Annotated in this window: 13 protein-coding genes and 1 tRNA gene; 5 read left to right on the forward strand and 9 right to left on the reverse strand. The window is 61.5% G+C overall.

Annotation, left to right across the window (positions count from 1 at the left end; translation table 11 throughout):
- Positions 1–99: 99 nt before the first annotated feature.
- The 5 genes from rplA to secE all read right to left on the reverse strand — a co-directional run bounded on the left by rplA (position 100) and on the right by secE (position 3153).
- Positions 100–798: a 50S ribosomal protein L1 gene (rplA, locus tag A2I95_RS08630; RefSeq protein WP_291729379.1), complete on the reverse strand. Its 699-nt coding sequence runs from the start codon at positions 796–798 to the stop codon at positions 100–102.
- Between the two features lies 1 nt (position 799).
- Positions 800–1225, reverse strand: a complete 426-nt coding sequence (gene rplK / locus A2I95_RS08635; RefSeq protein WP_291729380.1) for a 50S ribosomal protein L11 — start codon at positions 1223–1225, stop codon at positions 800–802.
- A gap of 242 nt (positions 1226–1467) precedes the next feature.
- Entirely contained in the window at positions 1468–1968 is a 501-nt protein-coding gene (locus tag A2I95_RS08640) for a hypothetical protein (RefSeq protein ID WP_291729381.1), read from the reverse strand.
- A gap of 237 nt (positions 1969–2205) precedes the next feature.
- Positions 2206–2739, reverse strand: a complete 534-nt coding sequence (nusG, locus tag A2I95_RS08645; protein ID WP_291729382.1) for a transcription termination/antitermination protein NusG — start codon at positions 2737–2739, stop codon at positions 2206–2208.
- A 216-nt stretch (positions 2740–2955) separates the two neighbouring features.
- On the reverse strand, positions 2956–3153 hold the full coding sequence (secE, locus tag A2I95_RS08650; RefSeq protein WP_027257327.1) for a preprotein translocase subunit SecE: 198 nt from the start codon (positions 3151–3153) through the stop codon (positions 2956–2958).
- Between the two features lie 203 nt (positions 3154–3356).
- Between secE and A2I95_RS08655 the strand changes: the two genes are divergently transcribed.
- Positions 3357–5480, forward strand: coding sequence for a tetratricopeptide repeat protein (locus tag A2I95_RS08655; protein WP_291729383.1), 2124 nt, complete (start codon positions 3357–3359; stop codon positions 5478–5480).
- Between the two features lie 79 nt (positions 5481–5559).
- On the opposite strand, the gene A2I95_RS08660 is transcribed toward A2I95_RS08655, so the two are convergent.
- Positions 5560–5635: transfer RNA gene (locus A2I95_RS08660), tRNA-Trp, on the reverse strand.
- A 179-nt stretch (positions 5636–5814) separates the two neighbouring features.
- Between A2I95_RS08660 and A2I95_RS08665 the strand changes: the two genes are divergently transcribed.
- Positions 5815–6525 carry a DUF374 domain-containing protein gene (locus A2I95_RS08665; protein WP_291729384.1) on the forward strand — a complete coding sequence of 237 codons (711 nt, stop codon included), beginning with the start codon at positions 5815–5817 and terminating at the stop codon, positions 6523–6525.
- A gap of 193 nt (positions 6526–6718) precedes the next feature.
- Here A2I95_RS08665 and tuf read toward each other — a convergent pair whose 3' ends face one another.
- The 3 genes from tuf to A2I95_RS08680 all read right to left on the reverse strand — a co-directional run bounded on the left by tuf (position 6719) and on the right by A2I95_RS08680 (position 11095).
- A complete protein-coding gene (tuf, locus tag A2I95_RS08670) occupies positions 6719–7894 on the reverse strand; it encodes an elongation factor Tu (RefSeq protein ID WP_291729385.1) in 1176 nt (391 codons plus the stop codon).
- Positions 7895–8018: 124 nt separating this feature from the next.
- Positions 8019–8618 carry a hypothetical protein gene (locus tag A2I95_RS08675; RefSeq protein WP_291729386.1) on the reverse strand — a complete coding sequence of 200 codons (600 nt, stop codon included), beginning with the start codon at positions 8616–8618 and terminating at the stop codon, positions 8019–8021.
- A gap of 128 nt (positions 8619–8746) precedes the next feature.
- Positions 8747–11095, reverse strand: a complete 2349-nt coding sequence (locus A2I95_RS08680; protein WP_291729387.1) for a DNA topoisomerase IV subunit A — start codon at positions 11093–11095, stop codon at positions 8747–8749.
- Between the two features lie 230 nt (positions 11096–11325).
- Here A2I95_RS08680 and A2I95_RS08685 point away from each other — a divergent pair, with 230 nt between their 5' ends.
- The 3 genes from A2I95_RS08685 to A2I95_RS08695 all read left to right on the forward strand — a co-directional run bounded on the left by A2I95_RS08685 (position 11326) and on the right by A2I95_RS08695 (position 13100).
- Positions 11326–11955: an SH3 domain-containing protein gene (locus A2I95_RS08685; protein WP_291729388.1), complete on the forward strand. Its 630-nt coding sequence runs from the start codon at positions 11326–11328 to the stop codon at positions 11953–11955.
- Positions 11956–11990: 35 nt separating this feature from the next.
- Entirely contained in the window at positions 11991–12821 is an 831-nt protein-coding gene (locus tag A2I95_RS08690; protein ID WP_291729389.1) for an SDR family NAD(P)-dependent oxidoreductase, read from the forward strand.
- Positions 12822–12896: 75 nt separating this feature from the next.
- A complete protein-coding gene (locus tag A2I95_RS08695) occupies positions 12897–13100 on the forward strand; it encodes a twin transmembrane helix small protein (RefSeq protein WP_291729390.1) in 204 nt (67 codons plus the stop codon).
- Position 13101: the final 1 nt, after the last annotated feature.

Here is a 13101-nt window from a genome sequence, read left to right on the forward strand (position 1 = left end):
AATGCAACGCACGGTCTTTTGAGCGGCGCACCGCCGCCGGACGAAAAAAGGGCCCCGGGTGCAACGCCCGGAGCCCTTGTTCTGGCACTGCCGCCCGAATTACTCGGTGACAGCGTTGTCCACATCAACAGTGACGCCCGGGCCCATGGTCGAGGTCAGGTTGATCTTTTTCATGTAGGCGCCCTTGGCGCCCGACGGCTTGGCCTTGGCCACGGCCGAGATGAAGGCACGGACGTTTTCGACCAGCTTGGCTTCATCAAAGGAGGCTTTGCCGACGCCGGCATGCACAACGCCGCCTTTTTCAGCTTTGAACTGGACTTCGCCGCCCTTGGCTGCTTCCACAGCTGCCTTGACGTCCATGGTCACGGTGCCGACCTTGGGGTTCGGCATCAGGTTGCGCGGGCCGAGGATCTTACCCAGACGGCCAACGACAGGCATCATGTCCGGGGTTGCGATGCAACGGTCAAAGTCGATGTTGCCGCCCTGGATGGCTTCCATCAGGTCTTCGGCGCCGACGATGTCTGCACCAGCCGCCTGAGCTTCTTCAGCCTTGGGGCCGCGGGCGAACACTGCAACGCGCATGGCTTTGCCGGTGCCGTTCGGCAGACCGACAACACCGCGGACCATCTGGTCTGCGTGGCGGGTGTCAACACCCAGGCTCATGGCGATTTCGACGGTTTCGTCGAATTTCGCGGTGGCGTTCGCCTTGATCAGGGCAACAGCCTCTTCGACAGACAGGTTGTCTTTGCCGACGAGAGCTTCGCGCGCGGCGCGGGTACGTTTACCGAGCTTTGCCATCTTACTTCACCTCGATGCCCATGGAGCGGGCAGAGCCCAGGATGATCTGCATTGCCGCCTCGATGTCGTTGGCGTTCAGATCTTTCATCTTGGCTTCGGCGATTTCTTTCACCTGGGCCGCGGTCACGGTGCCGACGGTTTCGCGCGACGGGGTTTTTGCACCCGACTTCACCTTGGCAGCCTTCTTCAGGTAATAAGACGCGGGCGGCGTCTTGATGTCCATGGTGAAGGACTTGTCCTGATAGTAGGTGATCACGGTCGGGCACGGCGCGCCGGGCTCCAGGTCTGCGGTCTTGGCGTTGAACGCCTTGCAGAATTCCATGATGTTGATGCCGCGCTGACCCAGCGCCGGACCAACCGGCGGGCTTGGGTTTGCCTGACCGGCTTTAACTTGCAGCTTCATCGTGCCGACGAGCTTCTTAGCCATTTGGTTTTCCTTTCAACAAGGGCGGGACGCGTCCCGTCCGATGTATGTTGCGTGGTCGGATGTCAGGATCGCGATCCCTTGATCTCCCACGAGAGACTCTCGCCCGAAGACGATAGAGGCGGCATGTACAGGGGAATGGTGGGGTTGGCAAGTGGCGGGCGGTGGAAATGGGACGGCAGCATTAAGGAATTTCCGCTGGGGTTCTATGCAGTTGGCAACTGCGTAGAACACTCCGCTATCTCCTAGTTTTCAGCTTTACCTTCATCAATCACTTGCTGGAATGAGATATCGATCACTCTTGCAAGAGAACGCGCCTCCAACCAATTCAGTCCAACTTGCACTAACTCGCATTCGGTTTCCTGAAGATCTTCCGGGCAGGTTTCATGGTTGGAATTGTCAAGGCGCTCCAACCGCCGTTCATAGCTCCTTCGAGAGCGCACCTTCATTTCTGCGGCAGGCTCCAAGAAAGGGCGGATCATCACGACCTCGGATGAAAGGCGCGATGCCAAGGAGCGGCGGCAGGTCTCATGATACTCTTTGCTGCGGCCCACCTCACAGTATTTTATTGCTGCCTTCAGACAATCGAGCTCTAGAACAGACGACATGGGCGCTGTTGTTGGCGCCAACGCCACACAACCGTCGAGCCATCCTTTCACATCATCCAAGCCAAAATCATCAGCTTGACTGGGCGAGGCACTGAAGAGCATTGCCGAGAATAACACAACGATGAATCTCACTTTCACTCCAGCTCCTAATTAGATCAGCCCAGTCAACTTTAGCGAGCGGTTCCGCTGGAGAACAGAGTGCTCTCCGGCTTGCAATGACACTCCAAATTGAGTGCTGCGATCAGCCTTCCGATTGCTGAAGGCCAACCATCGCGGTGAATGACGGCATCGCATCTCTCTCAAAACAAAAAACGCCGCGTTGAACCCAACGCGGCGCCTCGAATTCCATAGCGCGGGCACCCTGCCCGCCGCCAATCACCCCTGCTTGGTCACCTGGGTGAAGTCCAGCTCGACCGGGGTTTCGCGGCCGAAGATCGACACGGTGACCTTGAGCTTCTGGCTGTCCTCGTCGACCTCTTCGACCATGCCGTCGAAATCCTCGAACGGGCCGTCGTTGACCTTGACCTTCTCGCCGATCTCGTAATGGATCAGGGTGCGCGGCGCCTCGACGCCTTCCTCGACGCGGCCCAGGATGCCCTGCACCTCAGCGTCGCGCATCGGCATCGGGCGGCCTTGCGGGCCGAGGAAGCCGGTGACCCGGTTGATCGAGGAAATCAGGTGATAGCCGCGGTCGGACATTTCCATGTGGACCAGCACGTAGCCCGGCATGAACCGGCGCTCGGTCGAGACTTTCTTGCCGCGGCGGATCTCGATCACCTCTTCGGTGGGGACCAGCACTTCGTCGATCTCGTCCTCAAGGCCCTGTTCAGCGACCGAGGTGCGGATTTGCTCTGCGATTTTCTTTTCGAAGTTCGAAAGAACGCTGACCGAATACCACCGTTTCGCCATGAACTGTCGTCCTTGTTTTGCCAGGCGGGCCATTGCCGCGCCGCCGCTTTATCATCCCGATGCAGCCCTGAAGCTGCGCTCTCCAACAAAAAGCGGCGTGCAAACCGAATCGCCGCACGCCCGCCTCAATAGTTATGGCTCACCTACCGCCCATTGCCGCCAAGATCAAGGGCGGCGCAGCAACATGAGCATGGCAGCCAGCAAACTGCCGCAGGCTTAGCCGAACATCCCCAGCAAGCCCTGCAGGCCATAGCGGATCAGCAGGTCGACCAGTGCAAAGAACACCGCCGTAAGCGCCGCCATGATGAACACCATGACCGTGGTCAGCAGCACCTCGCGCCGGGTCGGCCAAACGACCTTGGACACTTCGGCACGGACTTGCTGAATGAACTGAACTGGATTGATAGTCGCCATACTGGGGGTGTCTCTCTGCTAGCAGTGGTCGCGATTTAACGCCTGCTGCGGGTAAATTCAAGCCCTGCTCCGGTGCCGGGGCAGATTGGACCGCCCAGTCAATCCAATTTTAATCCACTTCCTGCAAAACTGTCCCAAGCAGCCCCGGCGCCCTGTGCGCGCCGTGCAGGCCTATCCCGCGTTTATTGATGAGATTGGATGCCATGACACCCGCATATTCCTTATCCCAGGCCGAACAGCTTGAACGTGACTCCAAACTTGAGGATGCTGTGCTTGCCTATTCCGGCATCCTGGCACGCAACCCGAAGAACACCCGCGCCCTGCAAGCGCTGAGCTCCCTGCGCGGCCGCTTGCGCGAACAGCGGGAACCATCGCCGGACACCAAAGCGGAACTGGAGACAGCGCTTGCCGCCGGCCGCCATTTCGATGCGGCTGACAGCTGCGGCGCCTTGCTCAAGACGTTCCGCGACTCGCATTTCCTGTGGGATTTCCTGGGCCGCTGCCACCTGGCGGCCGGCCATCTGGACAACGCCGCAACCTGCCTGAACAAGGCCTGCGGGCTGAACCCCCAGGAAGCAGGCACCTATGCCGCGATGGGGCGTGTCCATATGGCGCGCGGGCAGCAAGACAACGCCATAGCGCTGTATCAGAAAGCCCTGAAACTGGATGCAGAATGCCTGCCTGCCCTGTGCAGCATGGCCGAAGCCCTGCCGCTTGAGGGCCGCAGCGTTGAGGCCGCCGGTGTTCTGCGCCAGGCGGTTTCCCTTGCCCCTGAAGATGCCTCGCTGCATTTCAAACTGGCCAGCCTGCTCCAGAAGCTGGGCGCCCCCGCTGAAGCCAAAGAGCATTACACCCGTGCAGCCAGCCTGGATCCGCAGCTGACCGAAGCTCATTTCCAGCTTGGCCTGCTGCTTAAGGCCGAGGGCAGGTTTGCGGATGCCCTGCCTTGTTTTGACAAGATCCTGCAGATTTCACCATCCGATGACCGCAGCCGCACCCAGCGGCTGCATGTTCTGGCGGAGCTCAATGACTGGCGGTGGGTGCAGGAATACGCAGACTACCGGCGCCTGCTGGGCTTGCGCGGCAGCGGCTGCGATCCAAGCGTGCTGATGCTGATGGAAGACAACCCCGATCTGCTGCGGGCACGGGCCCAGGCTTATGCCAGCGACGCGTCTTCGGTGTTTGAGCTGCAAGCGGCCCCTCCTGTCCGGGAGCGTCCCGCCCGGCTGCGGATTGGATACTTCTTTGCCGGCAGTGACGGAGACGCAGTTGCAAGCCGGCACGCGGCAATGCTGGCAGCCCACGATAGCACCCGGTTTGAAATTCACGCCTATGCCACCGGCACAGAACTTGCAGCAGAAACCGCTGCCGGACTGAGCCAAACCGTCTCCTGTTTCAAGCAACTGGGCGGACCAGCCGGACAAGACGCGGCCGCCGCAATCAAGGCAGACCGTCTGGACATTGCCGTGGATATCTCAGGCTATACAAACGGCAGCCTGAGCCAACTGCTTTCCGACCGGCTGGCACCGCTGCACATTGCATGGCCGGGATACCCCGGCACCATGGGCACCGCCGCCTTTGATTACCTGGTCAGCGATTACACCGTGTGCCCGCCCGGCAGCGAACGCTATCACAACGAATACCTGCTGCGCCTGCCGGAAAGCCATCTGGCGGTGACGCCGGCACCGGCCCTTCCAACGGAGCGCCCGGGCCGGGCCAGCTGCGGCCTGCCGGAGACTGGATTTGTATTCTGCAACTTTGCAGCAGGCAGCCGGATCACCCCGTCAGAATTCGACATCTGGATGCGGCTGCTGAGCGGGGCCAAGAATAGCGTTCTGTGGCTGCAGGATAACGGCGCGCATGCAGTGTCCAGCCTGCGCCGGGCTGCGGCGGCGCGCGGCGTAGATCCGGACCGGCTCGTCTTTGCACCGCCTGCCCCGCCGGCGGAACACCAGGCCCGCCTGCCGCTGGCAGATTTATTCCTGGACACCTTCACTGTGAATGCCCGCAGCGCCGCCCAGTCAGCCTTGGCAGCCAGGCTGCCGGTGCTCACCTTGCCGGGGCAGCAATTCGCCGCCCGCACTGTCGCAAGCCTGCTGCAGGCCGCCGGGCTGCCGGAACTGATCGCCGCCAGCGCAGAGAACTACGAGGCAAAGGCTGCAGGCCTGGCGCAGGATCCAGAGGCCGGCAAAACACTGAAACGCCACCTCCAGCATGCGGCTTTGCCGAACCCGGCACGCCTGGCACGGCAAATCGAACAGGCCTATGACGCCGCCTATGACCGGTATTTGCAAGGAGCCGCCCCGGAGCACCTGCCGCTGGCCTAACCATAGCAAAGGCGTCTGCAGCCCAAGCGGGCGGGCTTTCCCGGAGGCGTTTTGCGGTTCTGCTGGTGATCCGGTGAAATGGCAGGGGCATCAGGGTTCGAACCCGAGACCTACGGTTTTGGAGACCGTCGCTCTACCAACTGAGCTATACCCCTGTACGGTGCGGCATTTCCTAAGGCAGACGTGCTGCGCTGGCAAGAGGAAAAACGGGTTTTCCGGGTGCCGGCCTGCGGTTTGGCCGTTGCAGGCTTTGCCGCGGCTCAGCCATGCAGTAAGACAAGGCGGATGCCGGGGCCTTTTGCTCCGGGACACTCGAAAATACGAGCCGCCAATCGTGAGCCTAAGAAAGAAAATCGCTGACAGCCCCCGCGTCAACCGCGCCATCGAGGGGCTGTTTGCCGCCTATGTGCGATTCGCCTTCCGCACCTCGCGCTGGACCCGCAGCGGGTTCGACGACATGGACGCCTGCGTGCGCCGCGGCGAGCCGGTGATCTTTGTGCTGTGGCACCAGCGGCTGATCATGGCGCCTTATCTGTTTGACACCTCGCTGGGCCGCATCTGCGCCCTGACCTCCTCGGCCCGCGCCGGACGGCTGGCCGGCCAGATCCTGGTCCGGCTTGGGTTTGAGACCATCCCGATGTCCAGCCACAAGCGCCATGTGGCGCTGTCGCGCGAAGTGCTGCGCCGCACCCGGGACGGCTGCTCAATCGGCATCGCCGCTGACGGGCCGCGCGGCCCGGCGCGCATATCCTCAACCGTCCCAGTTGTCTGGGCCCGGATGACCGGCTGCCGGGTGTTCACGGTGGCTTTTGCCGAAAAAAAGGTGATTGAACTGCCGACCTGGGACCGGCAAATGCTGCCTCTGCCATTTTCCAGGGGTGTGCTGATGTGCCAGGAGTGGACAGATGAAGTCCCGAAAAAGCCAACCGGTTCCGAGGCAGAAAACTTGCGATTAAGCTTGGAAGCCTCGCTGGAGACCATCACCGCTGCGGCAGACAGCGCCGCCGGGCGGACTGGCGAGCGGCCGCAGGCTCAATCCACCTGAATACCGTTTCCCTGCGAGGGAAACGGCTCGGAAAAATCGATTTTTCCGGGCCGGAAACGGTGCCGGTTTCCGGTTGCAGCAATGCAAAATAAGGGCCGCTCTTTCGAGCGGCCCTTTCGCAGAACAGTTCTGAGTGGCTCTCGGCGATTTTCCTTTGGAAAACCGCCTGCCGCCACCAGACGGCAAAGCCGTCTTACTCGGTGATTTTCGACACAACACCGGCGCCGACGGTGCGGCCGCCTTCGCGGATGGCGAAGCGCAGGCCGTTTTCCATCGCGATCGGGGCGATCAGTTCAACGTCGAACTTCAGGTTGTCGCCCGGCATCACCATCTCGGTGCCCTCAGGCAGGGTCACGGTGCCGGTCACGTCGGTGGTGCGGAAGTAGAACTGCGGACGGTAGTTCGCAAAGAACGGCGTGTGACGGCCGCCTTCTTCCTTGGTCAGGATATAGGCCTCAGCTTCGAACTTGGTGTGCGGGTTCACCGACTTGGGTGCGCACAGAACCTGGCCGCGCTCAACGCCGTCACGGTCGATGCCGCGCAGCAGGGCGCCGATGTTGTCGCCGGCTTCACCGCGGTCCAGCAGCTTGCGGAACATTTCAACACCGGTGCAGGTGGTGGTCTTGGTGTCGCGGATACCAACGATTTCGATCGAGTCGCCAACGTTGATCACACCGCGCTCAACCCGGCCGGTCACAACGGTGCCGCGGCCCGAGATCGAGAACACGTCTTCAACCGGCATCAGGAACGGCTGGTCAACAGCACGCGCCGGGGTCGGGATGTATTCGTCAACAGCTGCCATCAGCTCTTTGATCTTCTCTTCGCCGATTTCAGGCTTGTTGCCTTCCATTGCGGCCAGAGCCGAACCCGCGATGATCGGGATATCGTCGCCCGGGTAGTCGTAGGACGACAGCAGCTCGCGGATTTCCATTTCCACCAGCTCAAGCAGCTCTTCGTCGTCGACCTGGTCAACCTTGTTCATGAAGACAACCATGTGCGGGATGCCGACCTGGCGGCCCAGCAGGATGTGCTCGCGGGTCTGCGGCATCGGGCCGTCAGCAGCGTTCACAACCAGGATCGCGCCGTCCATCTGCGCCGCGCCGGTGATCATGTTTTTCACATAGTCAGCGTGGCCGGGGCAGTCGACGTGGGCGTAGTGGCGGGTCTCGGTCTCATACTCGACGTGGGCGGTCGAGATGGTGATGCCGCGGGCTTTTTCTTCCGGTGCGCCGTCGATCTGGTCGTAGGCTTTGAAGTCACCGAAGTATTTGGTGATTGCTGCGGTCAGCGTGGTTTTGCCGTGGTCAACGTGGCCGATGGTGCCGATGTTGACGTGCGGTTTTGTACGCTCAAACTTTTCCTTAGCCATTCCTTAGGCGCCCTTTTGAAACAGGGGTCATGCATTGACCCGGTTACCTCTGCGCGGGCGGGTTATTTGGTTTGAGCGGAAAAATCAACCCGTTCTTGCTTGACGGAGGCGGAATTCGCAAGGCTCAGCCAGCTGGCGCGGGCACGGCGGCATCCGCAGCAGCTCCGCTGCTGAACCCCGCCGCCGGGCGCGGCGCAAACCAGCCCTCGGCCTCATGCTGTTTTGCCATCCATTCTTCGACCTTGTCGGCAATATTGACTGCCAGACCCTGGATTTGCTGCTGTTTGGTGCGGGCGTGGCCGGATCCCAGCAGCGCGCTTTCGCCGGTGGTGCTTTCAAAGATCTCCATCTGGTGCTTCTTGGCCAGGAATTTCTTTTCCGCTACGTCATAGACAAAGACGTTCACCACCACCGCGCTTTTGGGTGAGAACAGAACCGGCACGCCGGGCGGTGCCAGCATGAAACCCTCCAATGTTACTGCCACATCATATTCCTGCGCCCCCTGATAGCGGCGCAGGCGGGTTTCCAGGGCGTTCTTCATCGCAGCATCCCATTCGCTGTGTTCCGCATTGCGCGACAGCGGCCATTGCAGCGCCTTTTCGGTGTAGACATGCGTTACCCGTGCCTGAAAGGCGCCGAGATCCTCGGGCGCTTCGTCCAACCGGGTTTCACCGCAGGCAGCGAGCAAGGCCATCGTGGCCAGAATGGAAAGAATGCGGATCATGGACGCCCCCCAAGGAAATTCGATCCCGCCCAGATAGCCGGGCGCAGTGCGGCGGGTAAAGGCCTGGAAACAGCAACCCCCGCGCAGGTGGCGCGGGGGGCACAGGCGGGCAGCAGGTTTTTGCCGCCTTACTTGAACTTGTAATCGCGCGGGAAACCATGCGGCGGGCGTTTGCCAACCCCGGCCCGTTTTCCCAGCCACTGGGTGAGGTCGGCCTCATGCCGGGTCTTGCCGCCGCCCATTTCCCACTTGAGCCCATCATCCCAATTGAAGGTAGTGACGTCGCTGAGGCCGCCGTCCAGCTCCAGCGAACCCTGCTTGCCACGGGCCATATTGTATTTCTGCAGGCGTACGCCCTTGCCGCGGGTGAGTTCCGGCATTTCCTCGACCGCGAAGACAAGGAACTTGCCGTTTTCCGAGACAATGGCGACGTGATCGCCGTCGACCGGGATACAGATCTTGGCGTGGTCATCGTTCTTGACGTTCAGCACCTGCTTGCCGCTGCGGGTCTGCGCGACGATTTCCTTTTCAGCGCAGATGAAACCGTTACCGGCATCGGATGCAACCAGCAGCCGTCCCTCGGGGTTATGGATCAACAGATCGACAATCTCTGCCTCGTTCGGCAGGTCGACCATCAGGCGCAGCGGTTCGCCCATGCCACGGCCGCCAGGGAGATTCGCCGCCGACAGAGTGTAGAAACGGCCGTTGGAACCGAACACCAAGAGCCGGTCGGTGGTTTCCGCGTGGAAGACAAAGCGCGGGCCATCACCGTCCTTGAACTTCAATTCGCGGTTCAGGTCGATGTGGCCAGTCATCGCCCGGATCCAACCCATCTGGCTGCAGACAACAGTGATCGGCTCCTTGTCGATCATCGCTTCCAGCGGCACGTCCTCGACCTCGCCCGCCTCGGCAAAGCGGGTGCGGCGGGCGCCGCCGGCGTAGTCCTTGCCGAACTGCTTCTTGGTCTCTTTCAGCTGTTCGGAGATGCGGGTCCACTGCAGTTCTTCAGAGCCCAGGAGTTCGACCAGCCCGGCACGTTCGGCGCGCAGCGCGTCGCGTTCGCGGACCAGTTCGATTTCTTCAAGCTTGCGCAACGACCGCAGGCGCATGTTGAGGATGGCCTCGGCCTGAACCTCTGTCAGCTCGCCTGTGCCAGGTGCCGGGGTGATGTATTCGGCCTCGGTGAAGGCGCGGGGGTGGTCTTTGCTCCAATCCTCGCGGATCAGCGCGGCCTTGGGGTCCTCGTCATAGCGAATGATGTCGATCACACGGTCGAGGTTCAGGAAGGCGATGATGAAGCCTTCGAGCACCTCCAGCCGGTGGTCGATTTTTTCCATCCGGTGCTGCGAGCGGCGCTGCAGCACGTCGCGGCGGTGATCGAGGAAGGCGCGCAGCACTTCCTTCATCGAGCAGACCTTGGGGGTCACACCATCGATCAGCACGTTCATGTTCAGGCTGAAGCGGATTTCCAAGTCCGAGTTGCGGAACATCATGTTCATCAGAACCTCGGGGTCCACGTTCTTGGACTTGGGTTCGAGGATGATGCGGATGTCGTCGGCCGATTCGTCGCGCACGTCGGCGAGAATCGGCACCTTCTTGGTCTGGATCAGCTCGGCGATCTTCTCGATCAGCTTGGATTTCTGGACCTGATAGGGGATCTCGGTCACGACGATCTGCCACTGGCCTCGGCCCAGGTCCTCGACCTCATGGGTGCAGCGCAGGCGGAAAGAGCCGCGTCCCGTGCTGTAGGCCTTGGCGATGTTTTCCTTGGGCTCGACAATGACGCCGCCGGTGGGGAAGTCCGGACCCGGCACATAGTTCAGCAGGGTATCGTCGCGGGCATCCGGGATTTTGATCAGATGCAGGCAGGCGTCGATCAGCTCGGCAATATTGTGCGGCGGAATATTGGTGGCCATGCCCACCGCGATGCCGGCCGCACCATTGGCGAGGATGTTCGGAAAGGTCGCGGGCAGCACTGCCGGTTCGGTCAGACGGCCATCATAGTTGTCCCGGAAATCGACCGAATCTTCGTTGAGGCCTTCGAGCATTGCCTCGGCGACGAAGGTCATCCGCGCCTCGGTGTAGCGGGACGCCGCCGGGTTGTCGCCGTCGATGTTGCCGAAGTTGCCCTGTCCGTCGACCAGCGGATAGCGGACGTTGAAGTCCTGCGCCAGCCGCGCCATCGCGTCATAGATCGCGGCGTCGCCATGGGGGTGGAAGTCGCCCATGGTGTCGCCGGAAATTTTGGCCGATTTCAAAAAGCCGCCGGACGAACTGAGCCGCAGGCGGTTCATCGCATAAAGGATCCGCCGGTGAACCGGCTTGAGCCCGTCACGCGCATCGGGCAGCGCCCGGTGCATGATGGTGCTGAGCGCATAGGTCAGATAGCGCTCGCCAATGGCGCGGCGCAGCGGTTCCAGGATTTCGCCTTGTTCGGGGGCGGAGGGCATGTCGGGGTCTTCTACCAGATCGGTCATGAATCGGTGATACTGCCGCTGCCGGAATTGGTAAAGCGGGCGCGCGCGAAATTCGCACACCGCTGCACAGTTCGGGGGCAGTTCGGGGGAGAAGACACCTGACTCTCCCCTGTTTCCTGCGCCTTAACTTGCGCTAGTTAAATTGGAACCAGGCAGCCGCGCCGCGCGTTTGTTTCTGAATTCATGCAATAGAGTGCAGCTGCCGTCTGTTGGTCTGGGGGGACCGGATTATGTCGCGATTTGTTATGGTATCATTCGCCTTCCTTGGGTGGGGCTTTTACGAGTTGAGCGGAGGAGCGGATTTTGAGCCGCCGAAACGGCCTGCTGCAGTGGCAGAGACCGAATCTGCGGCCCAGCCGGTTGAACAGGCCGGAATCACAGCCGCATCACTCAAAACCCGGCCTGTCCTGACACAGCGGGCGCAGGTTCAAACCCCGGCCCGTCCCGCAGCAGATCCGGAACTGCGCCAGCGTGTGGCAGCAGAGCATCTGGCCAGCGCATCCGGTGTGCTTACCTCAACCCAGGCTGCCTTCTCAGGCGAACCTGCACCGGGTGCATTGCAGCTGGCATCGCTTGATGGCGGCCTTGCAGCCATCACCGCTGCGCCCGCCGCGGCTGCTGCGGCCCCCGTCACACAGCCCGCATCAGCGGCGTTCCCGGACCGCCGCAGCATCCGTGCCTCACGCGTGAATATGCGCCAGGGGCCAGGCACATCCTATCCGGTCATTACCCGCCTTCTGGGCGGTGACGAGGTCATCGTGATTGAGGACAGCGGCACCGGCTGGCTGCATCTTCGCGCCCCGGACAAGGGCGTTACCGGCTGGATTGCCGCTTCCCTGGTGAGCAAGAAACGCCCATAACTGCTGCGGAGGATTCCGGGGCAAGAGGCGTTCACATGAAGAAAACCATTCTGATTACCGGCTGTTCCTCAGGGATCGGCCTGGATGCGGCACGCGGCATGCGGGAACGCGGCTGGCGGGTGTTTGCCTCCTGCCGCCAGCAGCGGGACTGCGACCGGATGCGCGCCGAGGGGTTCGAAAGCCCGCGGATTGACTACACGGATCCGGCCAGCATCACATCCGGTCTGGCCGAAGTGCTGGCGGCCACAGACGGCACGCTGGATGCGCTGTTCAACAACGGCGCCCACGGGCTGCCCGGCGCGGTGGAGGATCTGCCGACCGACGCCCTGCGGACAATTTTTGAGGCCAATTTCTTTGGCTGGCACGAGCTGACACGGCAGGTGATTCCAGTGATGCGGGCGCAAGGGCATGGGCGGATCGTGCAGAATTCCTCGATCCTGGGATTTGTCACATTCCCTTGGCGCGGTGCCTATGTGGCAACGAAATACGCGCTGGAAGGGCTGACCGACACGCTGCGGGTGGAGCTGCGAGGCACCGGGATCCATATGGTGCTGATCGAGCCGGGACCGGTGACGTCGAAAATCCGGGAAAAATCAATCCCGCATTTTGAGCGGTTCATCGACTGGCAGGCGTCGCCCCTGCGCGACCTTTACGAATCGCGCCTGCTGAAGCGGCTGTATGAAAGCAGTGGACCGGACCGGTTCGAACTGCCGGCCTCAGCCGTGACAGCCAAGCTGGCACACGCCTGCGAATCCCGCCGTCCGCGCGAACGCTATTACGTCACCACCCCCACCCATATCGCCGGATTTCTGCGCCGGATCCTCAGCACAAGGGCAATTGACCGCATCCTGGTGAAGCTCGGATAGCAGATTCGCAGTCGCCAACGGAGCTGACGCAGGGTAGACGGAGGCAACAGAATTGATGCGCCTTTGGGGGACAAAATGAGCGATCCGCTGTATTATCTGGGACTGGCAGCCGTTGCCGCCGTGGTTGTGGCACTGGTCGTCGGCATCGGCGGCTTTGGCAAGGGCGGCGAGTTCAACCGCAAGAATGCAAACAAGATGATGCGGTTGCGCATCCTGTTTCAATTCATTGCGGTGGCGATACTGCTGGCCTACGTCTACCTGCGCAGCAACGGAGGATAAG

Source organism: Leisingera sp. F5 (assembly GCF_001593695.1).